Origin of the sequence: Sporosarcina sp. FSL K6-1508 (genome assembly GCF_038007465.1) — a bacterium.
GTDB lineage: Bacteria > Bacillota > Bacilli > Bacillales_A > Planococcaceae > Sporosarcina > Sporosarcina psychrophila_B.
Window position 1 is genome coordinate 2,793,574 of the sequence record NZ_JBBOXF010000001.1, and the last position, 22,867, is coordinate 2,816,440.

Here is a 22,867-nt window from a genome sequence, read left to right on the forward strand (position 1 = left end):
GAGAAAAGGAGGAAATTATGAATAACGTTAGTTTGGTAGGTCGCCTGACGAAAGAGCCAGAACTAAAATATACGCAAAACGGTGTAGCAGTTTGCAACTTTACGCTGGCAGTGAATCGTCCATTTAAAAATGCCAATGGTGAAAACGAAGCTGACTTCATCATGGTTCAAGTTTGGAGGAAACCTGCCGAAAATGCAGCTAACTTCCTAAAAAAAGGCAGTCAAGCTGCGGTGAATGGTCGTATTAGTACACGGCATTATGAAAACGACAAGGGGGACCGTGTATACGTCACAGAGGTTGTCGCTGACTTTGTACAGTTCCTCGACCCGAAACCTCAAGGCCAAGGCAACCAACAGCAGCAAGGACAGGAGAACTCCCAGAAAAAGCCTAATCCTTACGCTAGTAACAGTAACACTCAAAATCAAAACGGTAATCAATTCGAAACGAGTGGAGGTCCTGTTGTGGTAAGCGATGATGACCTTCCGTTCTAATAGGAAAAGTTAGATAGAAAGAGATTGGGAATGGACCAGTCTCTTTCTGTTTACTAACCGGTCATGATCCTAATTAAAATGTACATTATTTAATTCGTACCTTCGAAGAAAAAGGCATATAATGTAGGAAAGAGTGCACTATATATTGAAAGAAAGGAGTCGTTCAGTGTGAAATCGATGACTGATAAGAAATATGTTGTTCTTTTTTCAGCCTTTGTTGAAAAACTACAGCAACAGTATGATTATCTGTTGGAAGGTGGAACTAGTTACCGTCAACGGACAGCAGAATTGGCACTAGAAGTTGCTCGTAAAGTTGGTAATGTTAATCCGTTTTATGACAATGATGATGCCAGGGAACTAGTTACTCAATTATTACCTGAACTCAATCTTCATCGAAAAGAAGATGTAGCTAAAATGCTACGAGTAGTTGTTAATCGTCTTCATCTGAACGCGACACTTTCTGATGAAGTTAAAGTGCACGTAAAACAGAAAATGAGTAATCAAAAGAAAATTAGGTTAGTCAAAGTAAAATAGGCGATGTATTTTTTTAAAAGTCGATTTGCCCATAATTGGGGTAGTCGGCTTTTTTTGATATCACAAATGGAGAGGAGAATTCACTATGATCTTTTCTTTTTCAAGATTAAGCCTCTACACAACCTGTCCTTATCGCTTCTTCAAGAAATATATAGAAGGATACGAAGAACCCGTAACATACCCTCTAGCTTTGGGTAAGGGGGTTCATAAAGCGGTCGAGGATAAAATTAATGGGGTGTCACATTCAGAAGCCGTTTTAAACGGGATGATTGAAGCTGAGTTTCATCCAGAAGTGACTATGGATGAAATGTCAGAGTTGGTTAGTCATGCATCGATTAAAGAGAACATGGGTGAAACGGAGATTCATTTTCAACTTTCACTTTCTGATGCAGATTCAGCCCCGATGTTACAAGGCTATATTGATCTTGTGTCACCAGATGGAAGTAAAATAGTCGACTGGAAGACGAACAGGGTTAGATACGATGTTCGAGACAATCATCAGGTAGGGTTGTATGCGTGGGCCATTGGTCAATTGAAGAACAGAGCGACGGTTGAAGGTAACTTGTTTTTTCTTCGATTTAGAAGAGCGAGCAAACACGTTTTCAATCGGGCTGATATGGAAAGGTCCAGACAGTGGGCTTTGGGTGTAGCGGATGAAATCAATTCCAAACGGGAGATTTTAGACATACTACCGGGAGAAGCGGAGAGTTTATTTTTGTCAACGCCTTCTAGTCATTGTAGGCATTGCCCATTTGCTATTGAATGCTATAGAAAGTTCAGTAGTTATTAATACCGATATAGATATGATAGTTCTCATGAAAGATGGATTTCGGTCGATATTATGACAGATAGAACAATGAAAATGTCGAACTCCTACTAAGTGATATTCGATGAGAAGGTATCCAAGAAATTAGTTGTTTTGTCCGGAAATAATCAATTGATTTTAATTGACCGGAGTATCTATGGTATAATTAGGGTACTTAATAGATAAACTTGCACATATACGTATCTTAAAGGATGTGATGTATATGTGTGAAAATAAAGAGGAGGAGAAGGATATGGCTACCAAAGCATTAGAAACTAATTTTACTCTAAATCAGTCAGAGGCTATGGAAATACTCAGAGCTCCAAGAAGGACGATTAAAGAGTCTGATATCTTTAATGATATCAAGCAATCAAGCGCTAATAAAATAAAACACGCCTCTAGTATCCTTGATTCACGTAAATAAATGGAGATTATTAGTTTAAGCTCACTACTAGAAGCTGATGAATCTGAAGGGAGAGAAGTTCATTCTTATCTCTCTTCTTTTAATTGCGAAATAAACCATGATGTAGAGATTTTTTTGCGTGAAAAAGCTATTGATAGTGAAAAAAGAGGATTTACTAGAACAACTTTAGTGATTGATGAAAAACAAAATAATGATATTGCTGGATATTTCACGCTAACGGTAAAGAACTTTGACTTTACAGATGTATCAGGAACGAACAGAAAAAAGTTAACAGGAGATAAAAGAGCAACAACATTTGTAACAATACTTATAGCGCAACTGGGACGCTCTGACTTATACAAAGGCAAAGTGAGTGGTAGTGAAATACTTGAATTTGCTCTAGAGAGATGTAGTATGGTTAACGAATTATCGGCAATAAAAATTGCGTGCGTTGAATATAAGGAAAACGACAAATTAATTGAATTTTATAAGAATAATGACTTTAGGCAAATACAAAAAAATGAAAGTGGTTACATAATAAGTTATGTTAGACTGTAGAATCAATATTAACTTAAACTAAAGCATCCGAGAAATTGGGTGCTTTTTTGATGCTAAAATCCACTGTCTATGGGGTTTAGAAGATACACGTATTCCAAATTGTTGCGACTGCTACTACGATTTGATAAACTTAATCTATATTCTATTAGTTTTCCTGTCATCGTAATCTGATGAAAGTCGTTATACCTTTTCATTTTCTAAAAGGAGATTCGACACAAATGTTGTAGCCTTTGAATTCTCTTTTCAAGAAAAGACAGGCAGATGTAATTGGACGTCACAAAATTGCTTTCGGGCATAATCACACAGGGTATTTACGCATTTTTGCGTGATATATATTAAAAGTCGATTGAATCCTTCGGGATGCGGTCGGCTTTTTCTGTTTTTAAAAATAAAAAGAAGAGGAGCGATTCAAATGGTTGGTAAACAATTAGAACGTCTAGTTTCTAACAACAAGAAGGGAAGTGCGAACAAATCATTCATCTGCTATGAGGATGAAAAGAGGGAGCGGAAATTCCTTGTCTTTAAGTTTGGCGGTATCTACCAACTGGATGGTAAAGGAGAAGCTAAAAAGATGGATTCGCTTACCGATATTCAAGATATTTTCTTGTCTATTGAAAACGGTGATGTGAAGGTAATTGGTTGCGGAAATATTGGAATCTAAAGGGGGCATTTTAAATGGTACTTGCAAAGGCAGAAGTCATTGAAAAGCTAGATCAGGCGATTAAGTTAGGAAAAGAGATAGAGCGCGTTGAATCGGCTCTGAAAGCAATGAAAGCTGATTTGAAATCCTTCGTTGATGTTAATGGTCCAGTTGATACAGGTGATGTTATTTGGGATTACACTGTATCTGCATCGTGGCAATTTGATGAAAAGGGAATAAAGGAAGTAGCGCAGAACATGGTGCTTGAAGGTGTGAATCCATGGAAAATGTTGAACATCACAGCTTCCAATCTGAAAAAGATGGGCTGGGACGATGCAGTAATCGCAAAAATGGGCGAAAAAAAGGAGACGCGACGGTTCGCATCTCGTAAAAAGTGATTCTTTAAAACCTTGTAGATTGATTATACCATAAAAAGCCTTCCACTGGGCAAGGAAGAGTGGCACATGAACGCTAGTGCCACTTGGTACTAGCTTTGTGTGAGAAAGGACAACAAAATGACAACGAAAAAATACATTACAGCTGCCCGTGAGGCAGTTTCTTCTTATAATGAGGTTGGCTCAGAAAGTGTAATCGAATTACAGGATATTCTGGCTGTTTTGATTGGACCATCTGCAAAACCAGAATGCACTGGTCGTTTAGCAGCTCGCGGAATTAAAACTTTAGTCGATATGACTATTACCGAACTGAAAGAGGAAGGTATGACACATAACGAGGCCTTGAAGATTCATTCGGGCATGCTGATAGCACGGAAGATGCGTTCTGCTGGTAAGGCTGATACACGTTATGTTATCCGTTCACCAGAAGATGCAGCAGCATATTTGATGTCTGAAATGAGTGTATTGACGCAAGAGCATTTCGTGGTCATCTATTTGAATGTGAAGAATGAAGTACTTCATAAGAAGACCTTATTCATCGGCTCGTTAAACTCTTCGATAGTGCATCCGAGAGAAGTGTTTAAGGAAGCAGTTAAACAGAGTGCTGCCTCCATAATTTGTTTCCATAATCATCCCAGCGGGCAGCCCATAAACATAGTATCCTAAACTAGAGTACTCTAAGTACTTAAAGTTTAGGATTTTTTTAATTCAATACTTTAACTAATGAATAAATATAGGTATTATTTATAGGAGTTAAGGTATTTAAAGGTGGTGGAGAAATGAAAGTTCAAAAAGTAGTTGTTGAGGAAAAATCATATCCATTATACATACTATTAGACAAAAATTTTGAAGTGGTAGAACCGGTTAAGAGATATATAAAGTACTTGGATAATACGGGGAAAGCGCCAAATACGATTAAAACATATTGTTATCATCTCAAGCTGTTTTATGAATTTATGAGCCAAAGAGGAATTAGATTAGAAGATTTGAAATTCGAGGAAATGTCAAACTTTGTGGGATGGTTAAGAAATCCAACGGGGGAGGTAAAGGTAATAGATTTACAACCAAAGAAGGCTAAAAGAGAAGAAACATCTGTTAATGCCATACTTAATGCTGTAACTAGTTTCTTAGAGTATTTAAATCGTACAGGAGATTTTAAAGCTATAGATATGACTAAAGAAGCGAGGGGAAGAAATTTCAAGGGGTTTCTTCACCATATTTCTAAAGGTAAATCTTATCAAAAAAATATTTTAAAGCTTAGGGTCAAAAAGAAACTTGTACAAGTATTAGAACACGAACAAGTTAAAGCAATAATCGATGCGTGTCATACAAAAAGGGATAAGTTACTTATTATGCTTATGTATGAAGGAGGACTTCGGGTAGGAGAGGTATTATCCCTTCGTATCGAAGATATTTCTACTTGGGATAATCAGATTAATATCATGCCAAGAGATCACAACGAAAATGGGGCTTATATTAAGCTTAGAAAAGAACGAACAATCGATGTTAGCAAGGAATTAATGGCTTTATACACCGATTATTTAGTTCATGAATATGGGGAAGATTTGGAGCATGATTATATATTTATAAATCTCAAAGAATCTTATTTTGGGAAACCTCTAAAATATCAAAGTGTATTAGATCTTATAAGGCGATTGGTGAAACGGACAGGGATTACCTTCACTGCCCATATGTTGCGTCATACGCATGCCACAGAACTCATTAGAAGTGGATGGGATGCTGCTTACGTACAAAAAAGGTTAGGTCATGCACATGTACAAACAACACTTGATACATACGTTCATCTTTCTGATCAAGATATGAAAAATGAATATAAAGCGTATCTCCAAGGGAGAGAAACATAAAAAATGAAATTTCCAAGCGTTGCAACAAATCGAAAGCTCGTCACTAACACAGAGATTAATAAAAAAATAGCGGATATGACTAGTGTCTTACAAGGGTTTTGGGCAGCAGATAGATGGGATATAAGAATTTGCCCACATCCTAGTGCGATAGAGTTAAGTAAGAATCCTTCGTTAAGAAATCGTTGGGTAAATTTTGATAAAGTAGAAAACATCTGGTTAAAAACAGAATTAAAATACTTTTATTATGTTCTCTTAAATAATGGAACTTGGAGTGCAAAAACTGTTTGGATTAGAAAAGGAACAGTGATAAGTCGAATGTTGGGGTTTTTAAATTTAAAATATCCCGATATTACCTCTATAACTGAAGTACCTATAGTAAAAGCTTTGACGGAATACCGAACTTACTTAGTAGAACAAGGAATAAAATCTACGACTAAAAATTACAAGCTTGATATAAATCAAAATAAAATTTCTGTGCAAGCGAACTCCTACTACGTTACTAATTTAAAACAGTTTATGGAGTTCTATGAGGATTTCTATTTTGATGGTGAAGAATGGGATAAAGATGTTTGGGATCTAAGAAAACTTTCATTGCCGGAAGATAAGATAAATCCAACGTCCTACGAATATACAATCAATTTCAAGGGTTTTGAAAATGATTATTTTAAAGAAATCGTCAAGCGATATTGTAAGTTAATGTTAAATACACGTAGCTTTTCCCATGTAGTTGATATGGCGTCAAAATTAAGAGAGTTTTTTAATTTTATAAATACAAATTGTGAAGGCATACGAAGGATTCATCAATTAACTAGGAATGAAGTTGAGCAATATTTAAATGAAATTAATTTAAAAGGTTTAAAACCTAGTACTGCGACTGGACGAATATCTACTTTAGAAGTTTTTTTCTCTACACTTCAAAGGTTTGATTGGAAGGATTCGCCTTCCCAAATCCTTATCTTTCGAGAAGATTATCCTAAAGTGCCGAAGGCACAACCACGTTATATAGATGAACATGTCCTTGAACAATTAAATGTTAAATTGGATAAATTGGAACCTTATATGGCTGCAATGGTTATGGTACTTCAAGAATGCGGAATGCGTATCGGTGAACTTTGTACATTGAAAAAAGGGAGTGTCATAACAGATAAAGAAGGGGATTGCTTTTTAAAGTATTATCAGTGGAAAATGAAGAAAGAACATACCATTCCTATTTCTAAAGAAATTGCTGCATTGATATTGGTTCAAGAGCAAAGAGTGGCTTATGAACTTGACGATGGATGTGTATATGTATTTCCACGGAAAGATGGTTCTCCATTGAAGCAAGATACCTTTAGAGTTAAATTAAATAAATTAGCTTATGAAGAAAAGATAACGGATAATAAAGGAGAGATTTTCCGATTTCATGCTCATGCCTTTCGGCATACAGTTGGCACTAGAATGATAAACAACGGAGTGCCACAGCATATTGTTCAAAAATTCTTAGGGCATGAATCACCAGAAATGACTGCAAGATATGCCCATATTTTTGATGAAACTCTAAAGAAAGAGTTCATAAAGTTTAAGGAAACTTTGGTGACGAATAGCGGTAGCATTCTGGATTTAACCGAAGAAAATACTGAAGCTGACAATACAGATCTTCAATGGTTTAAAAAAAATATCAATGCACAAGCACTTCCTAATGGCTATTGTCGTTTACCAGTAATTGCGGGACCGTGTCCTCACGCAAATGCTTGTTTAGATTGTACGAACTTCTGTACAAGTAAACAATTTCTAAATGAACATGAAGAGCACTTAGACCGAACTAAAGAAATATTAAATAGGGCTAAACAGAACCAATGGCAGCGTCAGGTTGAAACTAACGAACGTGTTAAAAATAGATTAGAGCAAATTATTCATTCGTTAAAGGAGACGAATTAAGATGACTAGAAAGAGTAACACAACTGCCATAATTCAACTATCCAAAGAAAAGTCGGAGAAGACAAGAATTAGGGTTGAAAAGACAATTTCAGAGATGGCACTGAAAAAAGAGAAGATTAATTTTAATTCCGTTGCACAAAAAGCAAGTGTTTCAAAGTCATGGCTGTACAAACAAAAAGACATTAGAACTAGAATAGAGACATTAAGAGGGATGCAAATAAGTGAATTAGTTCCCCGTAAACAGAGTAAAAACCTTCGTTCAGAAGATAGTTTAATTAAGACATTAAAAATCCGAATAAAGGCACTAGAAGAAGAAAACAAACAATTAAGGGATCAAGTTCAAAAATTACATGGCAAGTTGTTTTAGAGGTCTTGTTGAATAAGATAAAATAGTACATTGCAAATTAAAACAAGAAAAGCACTCTGTTAAATATGGAGCAAGGCATTCCCGAAGATCTTCTATGGTTAGACTACAGCTAATGTTACTGGATAGATAACATTCCCTTGGGGAAAAATCAAAATATACAAAAGTAAGTGGAGAAAAACGACTCGTTTTTCTCCACTTACCCTTTATTTTATGATTTTTATAAAAACTTCTCGAAATTTTCCCGAAATAGATTTGTTAATTTTGTTGCTTGGATATCATAAGCCTCTTTATCTTTCCATGTATTGCGGGGGTTAAGAATTTCAGATGGTACATTAGGACAACTTTTAGGTATGTTAAGACCAAAACTCCGTTCCATTTCAAATTCTGTATGTGCTAATTGACCTTCAATAGCTGCTGTAACCATCGCTCGAGTATGGGAAAGGGAAATACGTTCGCCTATTCCATAAGGGCCTCCTGACCAACCTGTATTAATTAAATAAACATCCACGTCATGTTTCCGAATTTTCTCTCGAAGCATTTCAGCATAAACTCTAGGTGATAATGGCAAGAATGGTGCACCAAAACAGGTTGAAAATGTTGCTTCTGGTTCTGTTATGCCCCTTTCAGTTCCAGCTAATTTACTGGTATAACCTGAAAGAAAATAATACATGGCATGTTCTTTTGATAATTTAGAAATGGGTGGTAAAACACCGAACGCATCTGCTGTTAAAAAGAAAATAACATTTGGATGTCCTGCCGTACTCGGATTAAGAGCATGCGGAATGTTATGGATCGGATAAGCTGCTCGTGTGTTTTCTGTTAAACTACAATCATTATAATCTGCCAAATGTGTATGAGGATCGATTATGACATTTTCTAAAACAGATCCATAAGTAATCGCGCGAAATATTTCTGGTTCTTTTTCCTCTGATAAGTTGATGCATTTTGCGTAACAACCACCTTCAATATTAAATACACCTTTGTCTGACCAACCATGTTCATCATCACCAATTAACATACGATTAGCATCTGCTGAGAGAGTGGTCTTTCCCGTACCTGATAAACCAAAAAATAAAGCAACATCTTCATTTAATCCTTTATTTGCAGAACAATGCATAGAAAGAACATCATTAATTGGTAAAAGATAATTCATTATAGTAAAAATCGATTTTTTAATCTCTCCTGCGTACTGTGTTCCTCCAATCAATACGATTTTTTTATCGAAATTAATCACAATAAAAGTTTCGGAATTTGTTCCATGAATGGAAGGTGTAGCTTCAAAATTAGGAACGCAGATTACAGTGAAATCTTCTTTGTGTACAGCTAACTCTTCTTTTGTTGGACGAATAAATAATTGATGAGCAAATAAATTATGCCAAGCATACTCGTTAATGATTCGAATAGGTAGACGATATGCTTGATCGGCTCCAGCGAACCCATCAAATACAAATAGTTCTTTTTCTTCTAGATAATTAGAAACATCCTTTAAAAGAAGATCAAAATTTGCTGACGTCATTTGTTGATTTGTTTTCCAATCAATTGCAAGTTCAGAGGCAAGTTCTTTAACAATAAATTTATCTTTAGGTGAACGGCCTGTATATTTACCTGTTTTCGCTACTATCGCGCCACCAGAAGAAAGTTGAACCTCTTTACGCTTGATAGCGATTTTTATTAGTTGACTAGGTGTTATATTAAAATGTAATTTGAGTGCGTTGTTTAGTCCCATTTTATATCCATCCTTTTTAGTTATCTTTTATTTTTTATATTTCTAGTAATTTAGACTCCTTTTTATCGAGATTTCCTGTATGTGAAAGTTGATTGCATTCATGAAAAGCGAAATGCTTACATCCTAAACATTTATTATGGTTAATTTCTGAGATGGAATAGTCAATGGCTTCGCCTGTACGACTAAATATATACTTTTCACCAATTTCATCATAAAGACCAGACTTTTTCAATGACTTTTTCAAATCATCAACTATACCTGAAAGCACAAGAATTCCACCTTGTTTTTTATAATAATTGACAATATTCTTCAAATTCGCTTCACCTGTCGAATCGATGAACGGTACTTTCCCCATACGTAAAATCAAGACAGTAGGTTCATAATGAATTGTATCCATTATGCGTTGTTCAAACACTTGTGCAGCACCAAAAAAAAGTGGCCCTTCAATTGTATAAATGCTAATTTGTGGGCAGTTATGAGCTTCGTTAACTACATGGGATTGAACAATTTCATTCTTATGAGTGTGGTCTGGTAACACTTTGGAAACAACCAACATATTACTCATGCGTTTTGCGAATAAAACGACAGCTAAGATGAGACCAACCATAACTGCTATCGTAATACTGGTGAAGACAGTTAAAAGAAATGTAACCAATAAAATAAGAGAATCGCCACTTTTCATTTTCAACACATGAAGAAACTGTTTTCTTTCACTCATATTCCAAGCCACTATCATTAAAACAGGCGCCATACTAGCTAACGGAATAAGTGAAGCATAGGGTGCTAATATTAAGAGGGTTAATAAAACAAAAATCCCATGAATAATCCCTGACATAGGAGAAGTAGCACCAGATTTAATATTTGTCGCTGTTCGTGCAATTGCACCTGTAGCTGGAATTCCTCCAAATAAAGGAGTAATGATATTTGCAATTCCTTGGCCCATTAATTCACGATTACTATTGTGTTTACTATTCGTCATCCCATCTGCTACTACAGCGGATAAGAGAGATTCAATTCCTCCCAATATAGCAATTACAAATGCAGGTACTATTAAACGCTGTATTCTTTCCCATGTTATATCGGGAAAGCGAAAATGAGGGAGTTGGCTTGGAATTTCTCCAAAGGTGGAGCCTATAGTTGAAATATTGCCTGAAAAGAATACTGTTGCTATTATTGTTGTTACGATTAAACCAATTAGTGATCCAGGAACTTTCGGCAATAATTTCGGTGTGAGTAAAATGACGAAAAGACACAATATGGCAATTCCTATACTATAAAAATTCATTGTATCAATATGAAAGATAATTTCCTTCATGTTGTCAATGAACTTCTCATGTTTTTCAAGCCCTGTCAGTCCAAAGAAATTTTCAATTTGCCCTGTGAAAATAATAATGGCAATCCCTGAAGTAAAACCAATTGTGACAGGACGAGGGATGAATTTAATCAAAGAACCTATTTTAAAAATCGCCATTAAACACAAGATAATACCGGCTAAAAAACCAGCAAGTAATAAATCTGTATATCCATAAGCTATGACAATCCCAAAAAGAATAGGTACGAAAGCACCAGTAGGTCCTCCAATTTGATATTTCGATCCACCAAATAAAGAAATTAAGATACCAGCAATACATGCTGTGTAAATCCCGTATTCTGGTTTCACACCTGATGCAATAGCAAATGCCATAGCTAATGGTATAGCAATTACCCCTACAATAACGCCTGAAAGAAGATCTTTTTGGAAATGCCGTATTGAATAGTCATCAAATCTTCCTGTAAAAAAGCTTTTCATTATACCCCTTCTTTTTCTATGAATGATTAAAATAGTAAATTGATTGTATATTATTGATTGTTTAGGGAGTTATATCTATTTAAATTTCCATTGATTACTCCGATTCTATGATTTAGAAAGTGTATCTTCTTCATCTAATTCTTCTAACATAGAAAGGGTATCAATTAAATGATTATTGAAGATTTCTCGTGTAACTATTAAAAGTTTTATAATGGATGGGTCGCGAAGTGAATAAACAACTCGTTTACCATTTTTGATACCAACTACAATATTTTTAGAGCGTAATACACTTAGTTGTTGGGAAACTGCGGAACCTTCACTATTAAGAGTGCTTTGAATTTCTGTAACGCTCTTTTCTCCTTCTGACAGTAATTCAAGAATCCGTATTCTTAGTGGATGTGCCAAGGCTTTAAAAAAATCAGCTTTAAATTGTTGTATATCTGTCCACAATCAATTTTCCTCCTTTGACAAATTCGATTATACATATTCAAATGTTTGAATATGTATAATCGAATTATACCTCCAGTTCTTTTGATTTACAAATCATTTTAAGTTAAAAATACAGAAATGTAGTTTTCTATCGTTAATACCTAAATTAATTAGTTAATCAACAATTCCTAGTGCGAAGTATCTTTACAGCGAACGACCAGACTTCGTTTATCCATCCAGTTGGTACAAGTTCCTGTTCTAATAAAGGCAAAACGACATGATCCCCACCGAAAACTAAATTTACAGGGGTAAACGAAATAAAAAGGCGACCACTCATTTGAAGTGCCCCCATAAAGTTAAACAGTTTTTCTTATCTTTTTTGACTAATTCTTTCATAAAAAAGGTAATTTTATAATTTAGTTATGCTAACTCTGAAGACATGTAGTCAAAGCCAAGAGATTGCTTTCATAATATTTCTCCCACTTTACTATTGATATAACCCTACGCCTTCTCAAGAGGACATTGAAATTACAAAAAGACTGGCTGAAGCTGGCAGTGTGATGGGGGTGGAGTTACTGGATCATGTAATTATCGGAGACCATCAATTCATATCGCTTAAAGAAAAAGGCTATTTATAAAAATTTCGATGAAGGGCGTATTAATTTACGCTCTTTATTTTTTTAATTAAACGATTGAAGGGATGATTTATATGAAGTATTGGTATGAAATGCTGCTACGTCCTGTTTCGATTGGATGTCAGCCCAAGGGTTTCGTTGAAGTGATGGAGGATGAAGGAAGACACGGTATCGTTGCGTACGAACGCGAATTGACAGCGGAAGACCTGGACGACTATGACATGAAGGCATGGACGATCCTAATGAAGTGAGCAAACAGTTTTAACAGATGAAAAATACCTGTGGTTAAAAATAGGAGGAAAAGATATGGGGAAAGTATTCAGGACTCTGCTAACGAGAGGGATAAATGGACTGATTGATGAAGACGAAAAATACACTAATACTCTTGCTGTTATGTTTCGGATTGCCAGAGAGTTTTACGAACAAAGTTATTTTATCGCGTTCAACAAAGAGGGCAAAAAAGTGATCATAACAGATGGTAATGAAAACATCTTTGGCGAATTGGATCTAACGGAATTGAACATACCCGAAAATATTTGGTTGGTGACTGACGACTACAGCGATGAGTTAGTATGCGTTGCAATGTTACCTGAAGAGTATTGAATATTTTACGAGTAAGTGATTGGCTGGATATTGTACTGTGATAATAGCAAACTAATTTTCACAGTAGATAGGTTCAACAATTAAGCACTATAGACATAAAAATTATCCGGAAATACACAAAAGAAGGGACACATAAGAAGTTCCTTCTTTTTTGTTGTCTTGATATTTTAGTTATTTAAAAAACTACTAGATTTTCACCCAACCATTTTTAATAGCTATGACAGCCGCAGCTGTTCGATGTACTACATTCATTTTACTTAAGATACTTGACACGTGATTTTTTACTGTCTTATCTGAAATAAATAGTAAGTGTGAAATTTCAATATTACCTCTTCCGTCTGCCAGTAGTTGCAAAACTTCGCATTCACGCTTGGTAAGTAAGTGTAATGGCATGCGAATTTCTTCTTGCTTAAAAACACCTTTGTGCTTTCGTTCATTTAACATTAGATATGCGTTTATTAAGTGGTGTGTAACTTTCGGATGGATATAAGAGGTGCCAGCTGAAATGTGTCTGATGGCTTCTATAATTAGATGCAAATCCATTTCCTTTAGCATATATCCGCTGGCACCAGCTTGGACTGCTAGGAGTACATATGATTTATCGATATTGTCGGTTAAGACTGCAACTTTTACTTTTGGATGCTCATTTGAAAGTTGTTCGATACATCTAATACTTTCTAATGGTGTTTCACCTAATTCCATCAGCAATATATCTACTTCTTCAGAAAAATTATTGCTATAATGAGCTATTATCTCTTCTGTGGTTTCTGCCTCGTAAACAACTTCGAGCAATCCGTCTGAAGCAAATAACCCTTTTAATCCTTCACGATAAATTTGTTGACCATCTATAAAAGCAATTCTTATTTTATTAATTGTTTCAGCCACGATATACCTCCCATTTCGGTTAAATCATTCCTTAAACTATATCATATCTTTAAAATTCAAATAAGTAGCTGATACAACCGTTGTTTTATATAGAAAGGTTGGAAAACCAAATAGGTTGTGACATTACGGGATTTGTCTTAACTAATGAATACGCTAAACGAAATACCTTTCATTTGGTGGTAGAATAGACTTATATAGATACTTTAAGCAGAAGGTGGTATTACATAAATGGGCTATCAATCTGAAGCACAACTTGAAAAAAAAATGATTAGCCAACTTGTTCGTCAAGGCTATGAACAAGTGCAGCTTCCTGACTACGAAGCACTTCTTCTTAATTTTCGGTCACAAGTCAATCGGTTTAATCAAAATAAACTCGAAGGCAAGCCACTGACAGACACAGAATTTAACAGGTTACTGAATTTAGTTGATGGGAAGAGCATCTTTGATTCGGCTAAAATTTTACGAGATAAACAAATCATTGAACGAGAAGACGGATCGGAGCTTTACATAGAATTATTTAACACCCGTGAGTGGTGCAAAAACTTATTCCAGGTGACAACGCAAACAACTGTGACCGGAACGTACACGAATCGGTATGATGTAACGATCTTAATCAATGGGCTTCCTGTTGTTCAGGTTGAATTGAAAAGAAGAGGGTTAGATTTTAAAGAAGCATTCAACCAGATTCAGCGCTATCGCAAGCATTCTTACAAAGGACTATATCGTTTTCTCCAAATTTTTGTGGTCACAAACGGTGTTGATACGAAGTACTTTTCCAATTCGGATAGCGATATTTTATTTGGGTACACTTTTTTCTGGTCCGACGCAGAAAACAACATCATTACAAATTTGAATGAATTCACATCCTCGTTTCTTGAGAAGTGTCATATTGCCAAGATGATTGCTCGGTATATGGTTTTAAATGATACGGAGAAACTGCTGATGGTCATGCGTCCTTATCAGGTTTATGCAACGGAAGCCCTTGTACAACGAGCTCTTGAAACGAAAAATAGTGGCTTTATCTGGCATACGACGGGTTCAGGAAAAACACTTACTTCGTTCAAAGCAAGCCAAATCCTTGCGAATGAACCCAGCATTAAGAAAGTATTTTTCTTAGTGGATCGCAAGGATTTAGATAGTCAAACCATCGCAGAATTTAATAAGTTTGAAAAAGGGTCGGTTGATCGGACAGAAAAGACAGACCTGCTTGTCAAACAAATTGAAGATGTCATGAAGCCGTTTATTGTAACGACCATTCAAAAAATGGCGAATGCGGTGAAAACCCCTCGCTTCGCTAAGATTATGGATCTTTACAGAGATGACCGAGTAATTTTCATTATTGATGAATGTCATCGGAGTCAATTCGGAGAGATGCATACGAATATCTCAAGACACTTCAAAAATGCACAGTACTTTGGATTTACAGGCACACCCCGTCTTAAAGAAAATAAAAGTCAGGACGGTCGAACTACTGCCGATCTTTTTGAAAAGTGCTTGCATACCTATTTAATTAAAGAAGCCATTCGAGATGGCAACGTACTTGGGTTTTCAGTTGAACACCATGAACTAATCAAAGCAAAAGTAAATGAAAACGATAGAACACGGGTAGAAGCAATTAACACAGATGAAGTGTGGATGGACGATAATCGGATGCATTGGGTAGTAAAAAACATCTTAGAAAATCATGAACGGAAATCACGTAGTAAGGGCTACACCGCCATTTTTACAGTGCAATCGATTCCTATGCTCATTAAATATTATGAGTTGCTTAAACAAACGGAGCATCCCTTTAAAATAGCGGGTATCTTTTCGTACGGTGCAAATGAAGAGAGTGAAGGGAAAGACGAGCATTCCAGAGATAGTTTGGAACGTATTATCACGGACTATAACGGAATCTTTGATACTAATTACTCTACGGACACGTATCCTAGCTACTTTTCGGATATTTCCAAAAGGGTCAAAACCGCACAAATTGATATCCTGCTCGTCGTCAATATGTTTTTAACAGGTTTTGATAGCCGAACGCTGAACACATTATATGTAGATAAAAATTTGAAATATCATGACTTGCTGCAAGCGTTTAGTCGTACCAATCGGGTAGAGAAAGCAACAAAACCATATGGAAATATCGTGTGTTATCGTAACTTAAAAAAAAATACAGATGAATCGCTTAAACTGTTTTCAAAGACAGATTCTGTCGATGATATCCTCATGAAAAGTTATGTCGAATACTTGGCCATGTTTTTGGCTTCTCTTAAAAAAGTGCGTGAAATCGCAGCAACACCCGAAGCAGTTGATGGATTGGAACGAGAAGAGGACCAAAAGGCTTTTGTCGATGCGTTTAAAGATATGACAAAGCTCTTAGTACGACTAAAAACATTTACGGAATTTGAGTTTGATCCAGAGGCGCTTGAAATTGATAGTCAAACGTATGAGGATTATAAAAGCAAGTACTTGAAAATTGCCGAGCAAGTGAAAAAGGATGTTGAAAAGTCATCCATTCTAGAGGATATTGACTTTGAATTGGAACTCATGCACACAGACCGTATTAACGTCAGTTACATCATGAATTTAATGCGTGACCTTGATTTTGGCAATAAAGAAGATCTTGAGAAGCAACTTCGCTATATTGAGGAAGAGGTGGAGCGAGCCGATAATCCTGAATTACGTTTGAAAGTAGATCTCATTAAAGGCTTCTTGAAACGTGTCGTTCCTGATTTAACGAATGCAGATTCGGTAGACGACGCATACAACCGTTACGAGGAAGAAATGAGAGAAGAAGAGATTTATTCGTTTTCTGAGAAAATCGGTATAGCTAAAGAAAACTTGAAACAACATCTTGAAGAATATGAATACAGCAACATCATCCAACAATCCGTAATCAGTGATTCGTTAAAAGTGGGGCTCATTAAGAAAAGAAAACTGGCCCAACAGATTTCAGAATTTATTATGGAGCATACAGAGAAGTACACGTGAGGGGGCATAAAACCCTCTTTTTTATGTTATTTTATATAATTACTTTAATTAATGTTGTTATTTTATAAAATTACGTATATGATAAAGCTGTAGATTGAGCTAAAGGAGGTGGGGGCTATTCAATTACAAAAAATTGCATCCATTGTGCAGGGAGTAAATTTTACTCGTTTGGAAACAACTGAAGAATCAATAGGGGCTCAACGCGTAAAGGTCTTAACATTGAAAGAGTTCAATGAATCGATGGGCTTACCGTACCGGTTGGCACAGGATAAGAAGGCTAGTATTTGGATTGAACAGAAAAAATTGGAAAGACTTCGCTTTACTGAAGAAAATGGGATTATCATTCATTTATTGTCGCAACGTGTGGCATCGATCCCTTCGAACTATAAAGGGCTTCTGATTCCATCGAACTTCGTGAGTATTAATTTTAAGGAACCAGTGGATGCCAAGTTTGTTGAATGGTATTTCAACGAACATGCGGAAGTACGAAGGCAATTCAAACTCGCGACTCAGGGGTCCAGTGTCTCGTCCTTATCCATCAGTATGCTGCGTGAAATGGAAGTCTCATTGCCACCCATTCAGCTACAAACAAGGATAGGGAAAATTGTACAAGCAGTCCAGCAGAAAAAAAGGCTTATGGAAGAAAGAATGGAACTGGAAGATCAATATATTCATGAATTGCTTTCAGTAAAAATGGAGGAATATAAATGACAACATCTGAAAAACAACGATTGCAACAAGCAGAACTACACAAAAGACTTTGGGATATGGCAAATGATTTACGTGGACAAATGGAAGCGAGTGAATTCAAAAATTATATTCTAGGATTAATTTTCTATCGCTACTTATCCGAAAAGACGGAAGTTCGTGTAGATAAATTGCTTGAAGAGGATGCGGTTTCTTATGCAAAAGCATGGGCTGATGAGGAATACCGTGAGGCACTGGCTGAGGAACTTCTTCAACAAATTGGCTATGTCATTGAACCAGAATACCTTTTTTCAAACATGATGATTGAAATTGGAAAAGGGGACAATGGCAAATTTGATACGGAATTACTCCAAGAAGCAATCAATGCCGTAACGGAATCAACGATCGGTACAGATAGTCAAGCCGACTTTGAGCATTTATTCGATGATATGGACTTATCTTCATCTAAATTAGGGCGTGAAGTTACATCTCGTTCCAAATTAATCGCGAAAATTATTGCGAGTGTCAATGACATTCCATTCTTGCATGATGATGTGGATATTGACGTACTAGGCGATGCTTATGAATATATGATTTCAAAATTCGCGGCTAGTGCAGGTAAGTCAGCTGGAGAATTCTATACCCCCCAGCAAGTATCAAAGATTTTAGCGAAGATTGTAACAATCGGTAAAACCGACTTAAAGAGCGTTTATGACCCAGCTTGTGGATCAGGTTCACTTCTTCTACGTGTTGCTAAAGAAGCCAACGTCCGTAAGTTCTACGGTCAAGAACTCACGTCTACAACGTATAACTTAGCTCGAATGAATATGTTACTGCATGATGTTTCTTACCAAAACTTTGACATTCAAAATGCGGATACAATAGAAGAACCTCAACATATCGAAATGAAATTTGAAGCAGTTGTTGCGAATCCTCCATATAGTGCGAAATGGAGTTCGGACGCAGCATTCTTAGATGACGAGCGTTTCAGTGCCTATAGTCGCTTAGCACCGAAGTCAAAAGCCGACTATGCCTTCGTGCAACATATGATTCACCAGCTGGATGACAGCGGAACAATGGCTGTCGTATTACCGCATGGCGTGTTATTTAGAGGGGCTGCGGAAGGCATTATCCGTAAGTACTTAATTGACGATAAAAACTACTTAGATGCAGTCATCGGATTACCAGCAAATATCTTTTTCGGTACAACGATTCCGACGTGTATCATGGTCTTCAAAAAATGTCGTGAAGCAGACGATAAAGTGATATTTATTGATGCGTCCAGTGAATTTGAAAAAGGGAAGAACCAAAACATCTTAACGGATGAAAACGTAGAGAAAATTGTAGAAACGTATAAATCGCGTGAAACCATTGATAAATATTCTTACGCAGCGTTATTAAGTGAAATTGAAGAGAATGATTTTAATCTCAATATTCCAAGGTATGTAGATACGTTTGAAGAAGAAGAATCCGTTGACTTAGAAGTTGTTTCACAACGGATGAAAGAAATTGATGAAAAGATTGTGGAAATTGACGGAGAACTCGCAAAGTATTTTGAAACTTTGGGGGTGAAATAATGCATCCTAAATTGCGTTTTAATGCTTTTCAGGATAGGTGGAAAAATACCATCCTTAGTGAATTGATGATATTTAATAACGGAATAAATGCATCGAAAGAAAGTTATGGGCATGGTAGGAAATTTATTAACGTGCTTGATATTTTAAATAATAATTATGTTCTATACGACGACATCATAGGCTCCGTAAGTGTTAATGATAAACAAGAAGAAGCCAATAAAGTAGAGTATGGGGATATTCTTTTTCTACGAAGCTCTGAGACACGCGAAGATGTAGGTAAATGTACGGTTTACTTGGATAAAGACGAATATGCATTATTCGGTGGATTTGTAATCCGAGGAAAAAAAAATGGTGACTACTATCCTTTTTTTCTTAAACTATTATTAGATACATCATCTGCACGAAACCAGATTTCATCTAGAGCGGGAGGAAGTACACGGTATAATATCAGCCAATCAATATTGAGTTCAGTTGGATTATCAATGCCTTCAATATCAGAACAGCAAAAAATCGCCGATTTCTTCGCCCTGCTAGATCATCGCATCGAACAGCAACAAGAAAAGGTTGAAGCTTGGCGTGAATATAAAAAGGGGATGATGCAAAAGATTTTTAGCCGAGAATTGCGGTTTAAGGATGGGGATGGGCAGGAGTTTCCGGAGTGGGAAGTAACTCAACTTAAAAAGATTGTATCAACATTTTCCGGTGGGACACCAAGTTCAAAACAAAGATCTTTCTATACTGGCGATATTCCTTTTATTCGTTCTGGAGAAATATCTCAATCTACTACTGAGTTATTTATTAACAGTGAAGGTCTAGAAAGTTCGTCAGCCAAGTTAGTTCGAAAAGGTGATTTATTATATGCACTATATGGGGCTACCAGCGGGGAAGTTGCTATTTCAAAAATGGATGGGGCAATTAATCAAGCAATATTATGCATTAGAACAGAAGAGTCTAAACACTTTATGTTACATTATCTTACGCTAATGAAGGAGTCGATACTTTCGACATACCTCCAGGGAGGCCAAGGTAATTTATCTGCACAGATTATTAAGGAAATCACAATCTCATTACCATTAAAAGAAGAACAGGAAAAAATAGCGAATTTCCTCTCTGCTTTGGATATAAAAGTAGAAAATGAAGAAGAAAAACTTCGCTGTCTTCAAGAACAGAAAACTGGATTTATGCAACAGATGTTCATTTGAAATATATCTAAATAAATTATATGGAGATGATAATGTGTCAAAAGGAATTAAGCAAGAATATTCGATGGAAATTAATCGTATTCAAAACTACCTAAGGGATTTGGAGAATGGTCGTATATATGAAATTACAGGAGCCAAAATGGATGGTTCGTATGCTAAGATAGCAAGTAACATTAGTCGGGAATTTGAAGAGCTATTAACAATGATTGAAAAAGGTATTCCGTCAACTTCAACATTGATATTTGAGGCTAGACAAAAGGATACGAAAGATTAAATTTGAGGTATTCGGGGTAGGAATTTAAATCAGTCGTTGCATAACAGGTGCTTCTGGATGAGGAATGGTTGCTTGGTTCTAATACATTTTTGAATTGTATTAGAACCAGGCATCTAAATTAATTGTTCTGATAAGGAGTTGATGATGGATGGATTTCAACTTAATAATCGTTGCAGTAGCCACATTATTTGGAAGTTTAGGTTCTTCTTTTTTGGTTGGCCACTATAACACAAAATCACAAAATAGAGCACTTAAAATTGAATTTCAAAGAATAGATGAAGAACGTCGATATCAAGAAAAGCAAAAACTTCTAGAAGTCTACAATTATGTATTACGGAAAAATGGTGAAATTACTATTATTAAACCAGTAGAAAATGGGCTATTCGAATTCGAAATAAGCCTTTACAGTAAAGAAATTCGATTTGCCCTCTTTGAGGAATACTCCAAGCTGGACAAGAAGGTTGCGGAAATATTAACTTTACTCGATAAGAAAATAGAAGAGTCAAGAATGTATTATATATATGATGATTATGAGGTTCAGGCTGTATTAGAGGAATGTTGTGGGATATATTCTGATTTGATTAAAACCATAAATAATGTCATCGATACACAAAGGGAAAGAACGCAATTAAGAGTTGATTAATATTTCATTCTCAAGTACTAATTACTTGAAAAATCACGGATATTAATTTCGGAATATATAGTATCCTTGAAGTAGGCTACGAAGGTGGAATAATGTGAATAGTAGCCTCCATTTAACATTACTTGAAGTATTGAAAACTAATATACTCACCCGAAAAAAGGAGAGATTTGTATATGAATAATCAAAGTCTGTTGACAATCAAAGAATTCGCAAATGTAATAACGGAAAAGGGTCACAAGATTAGTGGAAAAGAGCTATTTGATAGGTTGCACAACTGGGATTTAATTTGGGTAAGTGGAGATAGAAAAAAACTCCCGACAACCGAAGCACGGAGATCTGGATACCTTGATATGGTTCCGTCGTCAAAAGGCTCTGATGTGTATGGTCGAGAGCATACAACGTTTGTTATGGTGGCGACTAAAAAGGGGCAGGAATATATTTTAGGTAGGTTAATGAAAGAATTAGATTGATGAGTGAGATATGATCTTTTTGCGAGATCTCTGTAATTACTATTGCAAAGGCTCATCTGTCACCCAGATGACTGTAAGGAGAAGATGAATCTACTTTAATATCGATAATTAATTTTAATAAATAGATAGGTTGGGATGTACTGATATGGAGAAACTGGGTAATAAAGAGATAATTAGTGTGGTGGCTTATATTGGCGGAGAAGGTGGTTATTTAGGCAATTTTTCGTATGCGACGCATGCAAGTTTCTATCCTGAGTATTGCGGATTAGATATTGATCCTTATAAATATGAAGGTACTACTAGAAATAGATTCATTACTATTTTGACTAATGCTACAAGAATTGAGCAATATAAGATTTTAGAAGGCGTTTTGGAAAAGTATCCTTTATCGAATGTTGAAGAACTATTTCATGAAGATATAATTAACGAAAAACAGTTTAAATCTAAGCAAAATCTTTTTGAAAAGATTTCAATATGGACAACCTTATTACAAGGGGATGGTTTAATTCTTATAGAAAATATTAAACATGATTCAAAATTTGTTAAAGAGGTTTTAAATCAATGTGAGACTTTAATTTCCAATCATAAATATAGTAGTGGAGTAGATAGAGCACACACGGCGTTACATGCATTTATAAAAGAATTATGTGAAGAAGAAGGACTGACCTTTCAGCAAAGCAAACCTAAGCTACAAGAATACTGGAGTAAATTAAGGACAGAACATAGTAAATTCAAAGCTAATCCTTCAAACTTTCTATCTCCAGTAAATCAAATTGTAAATGCTATTGCCAAAGTTATAGAGAACATTAATGAAATTAGAAATGATGGAGCTTACACACATCCAAATGAAGAAATTATTGATGAAGCAGAATCTAAGTTAGTAATTAATTTATCGAGAGTATTTCTACAATATATTGATGATAGAATAAATCCGTAGATAAACCCATAAACGCGACTGAAGCCCCCTGTAAATGAAAATTGAAAGTGTTGCGATAG

Annotated in this window: 26 protein-coding genes and 1 pseudogene; 22 read left to right on the plus strand and 5 right to left on the minus strand. The window is 35.8% G+C overall.

What is annotated here, in order from left to right; genetic code table 11:
- Nucleotides 1-14 precede the first annotated feature (14 nt).
- The 11 genes from ssb to MKZ11_RS13935 all read left to right on the plus strand — a co-directional run bounded on the left by ssb (nucleotide 15) and on the right by MKZ11_RS13935 (nucleotide 7,975).
- Nucleotides 15-491: a single-stranded DNA-binding protein gene (gene ssb / locus MKZ11_RS13885; protein WP_340797012.1), complete on the plus strand. Its 477-nt coding sequence runs from the start codon at nucleotides 15-17 to the stop codon at nucleotides 489-491.
- A gap of 168 nt (nucleotides 492-659) precedes the next feature.
- On the plus strand, nucleotides 660-1,025 hold the full coding sequence (locus MKZ11_RS13890) for a hypothetical protein (protein ID WP_340795000.1): 366 nt from the start codon (nucleotides 660-662) through the stop codon (nucleotides 1,023-1,025).
- Between the two features lie 85 nt (nucleotides 1,026-1,110).
- Nucleotides 1,111-1,815, plus strand: coding sequence for a PD-(D/E)XK nuclease family protein (locus MKZ11_RS13895; RefSeq protein ID WP_340795001.1), 705 nt, complete (start codon nucleotides 1,111-1,113; stop codon nucleotides 1,813-1,815).
- Nucleotides 1,816-2,083: 268 nt separating this feature from the next.
- The gene (locus MKZ11_RS13900; RefSeq protein ID WP_340795002.1) at nucleotides 2,084-2,254 is read left to right on the plus strand and encodes a hypothetical protein; all 171 of its coding nucleotides are present in this window, start codon (nucleotides 2,084-2,086) and stop codon (nucleotides 2,252-2,254) included.
- Nucleotides 2,255-2,791, plus strand: a complete 537-nt coding sequence (locus MKZ11_RS13905; protein WP_340795003.1) for a hypothetical protein — start codon at nucleotides 2,255-2,257, stop codon at nucleotides 2,789-2,791.
- A gap of 412 nt (nucleotides 2,792-3,203) precedes the next feature.
- Entirely contained in the window at nucleotides 3,204-3,452 is a 249-nt protein-coding gene (locus MKZ11_RS13910) for a hypothetical protein (protein ID WP_340795004.1), read from the plus strand.
- 14 nt (nucleotides 3,453-3,466) lie between these two features.
- Nucleotides 3,467-3,829, plus strand: a complete 363-nt coding sequence (locus tag MKZ11_RS13915; RefSeq protein WP_340795005.1) for a hypothetical protein — start codon at nucleotides 3,467-3,469, stop codon at nucleotides 3,827-3,829.
- A gap of 117 nt (nucleotides 3,830-3,946) precedes the next feature.
- Nucleotides 3,947-4,492: a JAB domain-containing protein gene (locus MKZ11_RS13920; protein WP_340795006.1), complete on the plus strand. Its 546-nt coding sequence runs from the start codon at nucleotides 3,947-3,949 to the stop codon at nucleotides 4,490-4,492.
- A gap of 113 nt (nucleotides 4,493-4,605) precedes the next feature.
- A complete protein-coding gene (locus MKZ11_RS13925; protein ID WP_340758916.1) occupies nucleotides 4,606-5,691 on the plus strand; it encodes a tyrosine-type recombinase/integrase in 1,086 nt (361 codons plus the stop codon).
- A 3-nt stretch (nucleotides 5,692-5,694) separates the two neighbouring features.
- A complete protein-coding gene (locus MKZ11_RS13930; RefSeq protein WP_340758915.1) occupies nucleotides 5,695-7,608 on the plus strand; it encodes a tyrosine-type recombinase/integrase in 1,914 nt (637 codons plus the stop codon).
- A 1-nt stretch (nucleotide 7,609) separates the two neighbouring features.
- On the plus strand, nucleotides 7,610-7,975 hold the full coding sequence (locus tag MKZ11_RS13935) for a DUF6262 family protein (protein ID WP_340758914.1): 366 nt from the start codon (nucleotides 7,610-7,612) through the stop codon (nucleotides 7,973-7,975).
- Between the two features lie 217 nt (nucleotides 7,976-8,192).
- Here MKZ11_RS13935 and pckA read toward each other — a convergent pair whose 3' ends face one another.
- The 4 genes from pckA to MKZ11_RS13955 form a co-directional block, all read right to left on the minus strand.
- Nucleotides 8,193-9,701 carry a phosphoenolpyruvate carboxykinase (ATP) gene (gene pckA / locus MKZ11_RS13940; protein WP_340758913.1) on the minus strand — a complete coding sequence of 503 codons (1,509 nt, stop codon included), beginning with the start codon at nucleotides 9,699-9,701 and terminating at the stop codon, nucleotides 8,193-8,195.
- Nucleotides 9,702-9,735: 34 nt separating this feature from the next.
- Nucleotides 9,736-11,490, minus strand: a complete 1,755-nt coding sequence (locus MKZ11_RS13945) for a SulP family inorganic anion transporter (protein WP_340758912.1) — start codon at nucleotides 11,488-11,490, stop codon at nucleotides 9,736-9,738.
- A 105-nt stretch (nucleotides 11,491-11,595) separates the two neighbouring features.
- Nucleotides 11,596-11,940, minus strand: a complete 345-nt coding sequence (locus MKZ11_RS13950) for an ArsR/SmtB family transcription factor (RefSeq protein WP_340758911.1) — start codon at nucleotides 11,938-11,940, stop codon at nucleotides 11,596-11,598.
- A 157-nt stretch (nucleotides 11,941-12,097) separates the two neighbouring features.
- The gene (locus tag MKZ11_RS13955; protein ID WP_340764609.1) at nucleotides 12,098-12,256 is read right to left on the minus strand and encodes a hypothetical protein; all 159 of its coding nucleotides are present in this window, start codon (nucleotides 12,254-12,256) and stop codon (nucleotides 12,098-12,100) included.
- Between the two features lie 160 nt (nucleotides 12,257-12,416).
- Here MKZ11_RS13955 and MKZ11_RS13960 point away from each other — a divergent pair.
- The 3 genes and pseudogenes from MKZ11_RS13960 to MKZ11_RS13970 form a co-directional block, all read left to right on the plus strand.
- Nucleotides 12,417-12,557, plus strand: a pseudogene (locus tag MKZ11_RS13960) (JAB domain-containing protein); the annotation flags it as partial.
- 71 nt (nucleotides 12,558-12,628) lie between these two features.
- Nucleotides 12,629-12,805 carry a defense against restriction DarA-related protein gene (locus MKZ11_RS13965; protein WP_340795007.1) on the plus strand — a complete coding sequence of 59 codons (177 nt, stop codon included), beginning with the start codon at nucleotides 12,629-12,631 and terminating at the stop codon, nucleotides 12,803-12,805.
- Nucleotides 12,806-12,860: 55 nt separating this feature from the next.
- Nucleotides 12,861-13,157, plus strand: coding sequence for a hypothetical protein (locus MKZ11_RS13970; protein WP_340795008.1), 297 nt, complete (start codon nucleotides 12,861-12,863; stop codon nucleotides 13,155-13,157).
- A 186-nt stretch (nucleotides 13,158-13,343) separates the two neighbouring features.
- Here MKZ11_RS13970 and MKZ11_RS13975 read toward each other — a convergent pair whose 3' ends face one another.
- Nucleotides 13,344-14,042: a response regulator transcription factor gene (locus MKZ11_RS13975; RefSeq protein WP_340795009.1), complete on the minus strand. Its 699-nt coding sequence runs from the start codon at nucleotides 14,040-14,042 to the stop codon at nucleotides 13,344-13,346.
- 228 nt (nucleotides 14,043-14,270) lie between these two features.
- Here MKZ11_RS13975 and MKZ11_RS13980 point away from each other — a divergent pair, with 228 nt between their 5' ends.
- From MKZ11_RS13980 to MKZ11_RS14015, 8 genes are all read left to right on the plus strand, one after another.
- A complete protein-coding gene (locus MKZ11_RS13980) occupies nucleotides 14,271-17,018 on the plus strand; it encodes a type I restriction endonuclease subunit R (RefSeq protein WP_340795010.1) in 2,748 nt (915 codons plus the stop codon).
- A gap of 168 nt (nucleotides 17,019-17,186) precedes the next feature.
- The gene (locus tag MKZ11_RS13985) at nucleotides 17,187-17,729 is read left to right on the plus strand and encodes a restriction endonuclease subunit S (protein WP_340795011.1); all 543 of its coding nucleotides are present in this window, start codon (nucleotides 17,187-17,189) and stop codon (nucleotides 17,727-17,729) included.
- Nucleotides 17,726-19,282, plus strand: coding sequence for a type I restriction-modification system subunit M (locus MKZ11_RS13990; RefSeq protein ID WP_340795012.1), 1,557 nt, complete (start codon nucleotides 17,726-17,728; stop codon nucleotides 19,280-19,282). The genes MKZ11_RS13985 and MKZ11_RS13990 overlap by 4 nt, the downstream gene beginning before the upstream one ends.
- A complete protein-coding gene (locus tag MKZ11_RS13995; RefSeq protein ID WP_340795013.1) occupies nucleotides 19,282-20,484 on the plus strand; it encodes a restriction endonuclease subunit S in 1,203 nt (400 codons plus the stop codon). The genes MKZ11_RS13990 and MKZ11_RS13995 overlap by 1 nt, the downstream gene beginning before the upstream one ends.
- Nucleotides 20,485-20,518: 34 nt before the next feature.
- A complete protein-coding gene (locus MKZ11_RS14000; RefSeq protein WP_340795014.1) occupies nucleotides 20,519-20,758 on the plus strand; it encodes a hypothetical protein in 240 nt (79 codons plus the stop codon).
- A gap of 148 nt (nucleotides 20,759-20,906) precedes the next feature.
- A complete protein-coding gene (locus tag MKZ11_RS14005; RefSeq protein ID WP_340795015.1) occupies nucleotides 20,907-21,401 on the plus strand; it encodes a hypothetical protein in 495 nt (164 codons plus the stop codon).
- A gap of 173 nt (nucleotides 21,402-21,574) precedes the next feature.
- Nucleotides 21,575-21,871 carry a phage antirepressor KilAC domain-containing protein gene (locus tag MKZ11_RS14010; RefSeq protein ID WP_340795016.1) on the plus strand — a complete coding sequence of 99 codons (297 nt, stop codon included), beginning with the start codon at nucleotides 21,575-21,577 and terminating at the stop codon, nucleotides 21,869-21,871.
- A 145-nt stretch (nucleotides 21,872-22,016) separates the two neighbouring features.
- Nucleotides 22,017-22,808: an abortive infection family protein gene (locus MKZ11_RS14015; protein WP_340795017.1), complete on the plus strand. Its 792-nt coding sequence runs from the start codon at nucleotides 22,017-22,019 to the stop codon at nucleotides 22,806-22,808.
- Nucleotides 22,809-22,867 lie beyond the last annotated feature (59 nt).

Excerpts from the sequence above, each read along its gene's own strand:
- MKZ11_RS13900 (WP_340795002.1), top strand. The coding sequence starts at position 2,084 with ATGGCTACCAAAGCATTAGAAACTAATTTTACTCTAAATCAGTCAGAG.
- pckA (WP_340758913.1), bottom strand. The coding sequence starts at position 9,701 with ATGGGACTAAACAACGCACTCAAATTACATTTTAATATAACACCTAGT.
- MKZ11_RS13990 (WP_340795012.1), top strand. The coding sequence starts at position 17,726 with ATGACAACATCTGAAAAACAACGATTGCAACAAGCAGAACTACACAAA.
- MKZ11_RS14015 (WP_340795017.1), top strand. The coding sequence starts at position 22,017 with ATGGAGAAACTGGGTAATAAAGAGATAATTAGTGTGGTGGCTTATATT.
- MKZ11_RS13920 (WP_340795006.1), top strand. The coding sequence starts at position 3,947 with ATGACAACGAAAAAATACATTACAGCTGCCCGTGAGGCAGTTTCTTCT.
- MKZ11_RS13995 (WP_340795013.1), top strand. The coding sequence starts at position 19,282 with ATGCATCCTAAATTGCGTTTTAATGCTTTTCAGGATAGGTGGAAAAAT.
- MKZ11_RS13895 (WP_340795001.1), top strand. The coding sequence starts at position 1,111 with ATGATCTTTTCTTTTTCAAGATTAAGCCTCTACACAACCTGTCCTTAT.
- MKZ11_RS13970 (WP_340795008.1), top strand. The coding sequence starts at position 12,861 with ATGGGGAAAGTATTCAGGACTCTGCTAACGAGAGGGATAAATGGACTG.
- MKZ11_RS13935 (WP_340758914.1), top strand. The coding sequence starts at position 7,610 with ATGACTAGAAAGAGTAACACAACTGCCATAATTCAACTATCCAAAGAA.
- MKZ11_RS13980 (WP_340795010.1), top strand. The coding sequence starts at position 14,271 with ATGGGCTATCAATCTGAAGCACAACTTGAAAAAAAAATGATTAGCCAA.
- MKZ11_RS13925 (WP_340758916.1), top strand. The coding sequence starts at position 4,606 with ATGAAAGTTCAAAAAGTAGTTGTTGAGGAAAAATCATATCCATTATAC.
- MKZ11_RS14005 (WP_340795015.1), top strand. The coding sequence starts at position 20,907 with ATGGATTTCAACTTAATAATCGTTGCAGTAGCCACATTATTTGGAAGT.
- MKZ11_RS13965 (WP_340795007.1), top strand. The coding sequence starts at position 12,629 with ATGAAGTATTGGTATGAAATGCTGCTACGTCCTGTTTCGATTGGATGT.
- MKZ11_RS13930 (WP_340758915.1), top strand. The coding sequence starts at position 5,695 with ATGAAATTTCCAAGCGTTGCAACAAATCGAAAGCTCGTCACTAACACA.
- MKZ11_RS13945 (WP_340758912.1), bottom strand. The coding sequence starts at position 11,490 with ATGAAAAGCTTTTTTACAGGAAGATTTGATGACTATTCAATACGGCAT.
- MKZ11_RS13910 (WP_340795004.1), top strand. The coding sequence starts at position 3,204 with ATGGTTGGTAAACAATTAGAACGTCTAGTTTCTAACAACAAGAAGGGA.
- MKZ11_RS13915 (WP_340795005.1), top strand. The coding sequence starts at position 3,467 with ATGGTACTTGCAAAGGCAGAAGTCATTGAAAAGCTAGATCAGGCGATT.
- MKZ11_RS14010 (WP_340795016.1), top strand. The coding sequence starts at position 21,575 with ATGAATAATCAAAGTCTGTTGACAATCAAAGAATTCGCAAATGTAATA.
- MKZ11_RS13955 (WP_340764609.1), bottom strand. The coding sequence starts at position 12,256 with ATGAGTGGTCGCCTTTTTATTTCGTTTACCCCTGTAAATTTAGTTTTC.
- MKZ11_RS13905 (WP_340795003.1), top strand. The coding sequence starts at position 2,255 with ATGGAGATTATTAGTTTAAGCTCACTACTAGAAGCTGATGAATCTGAA.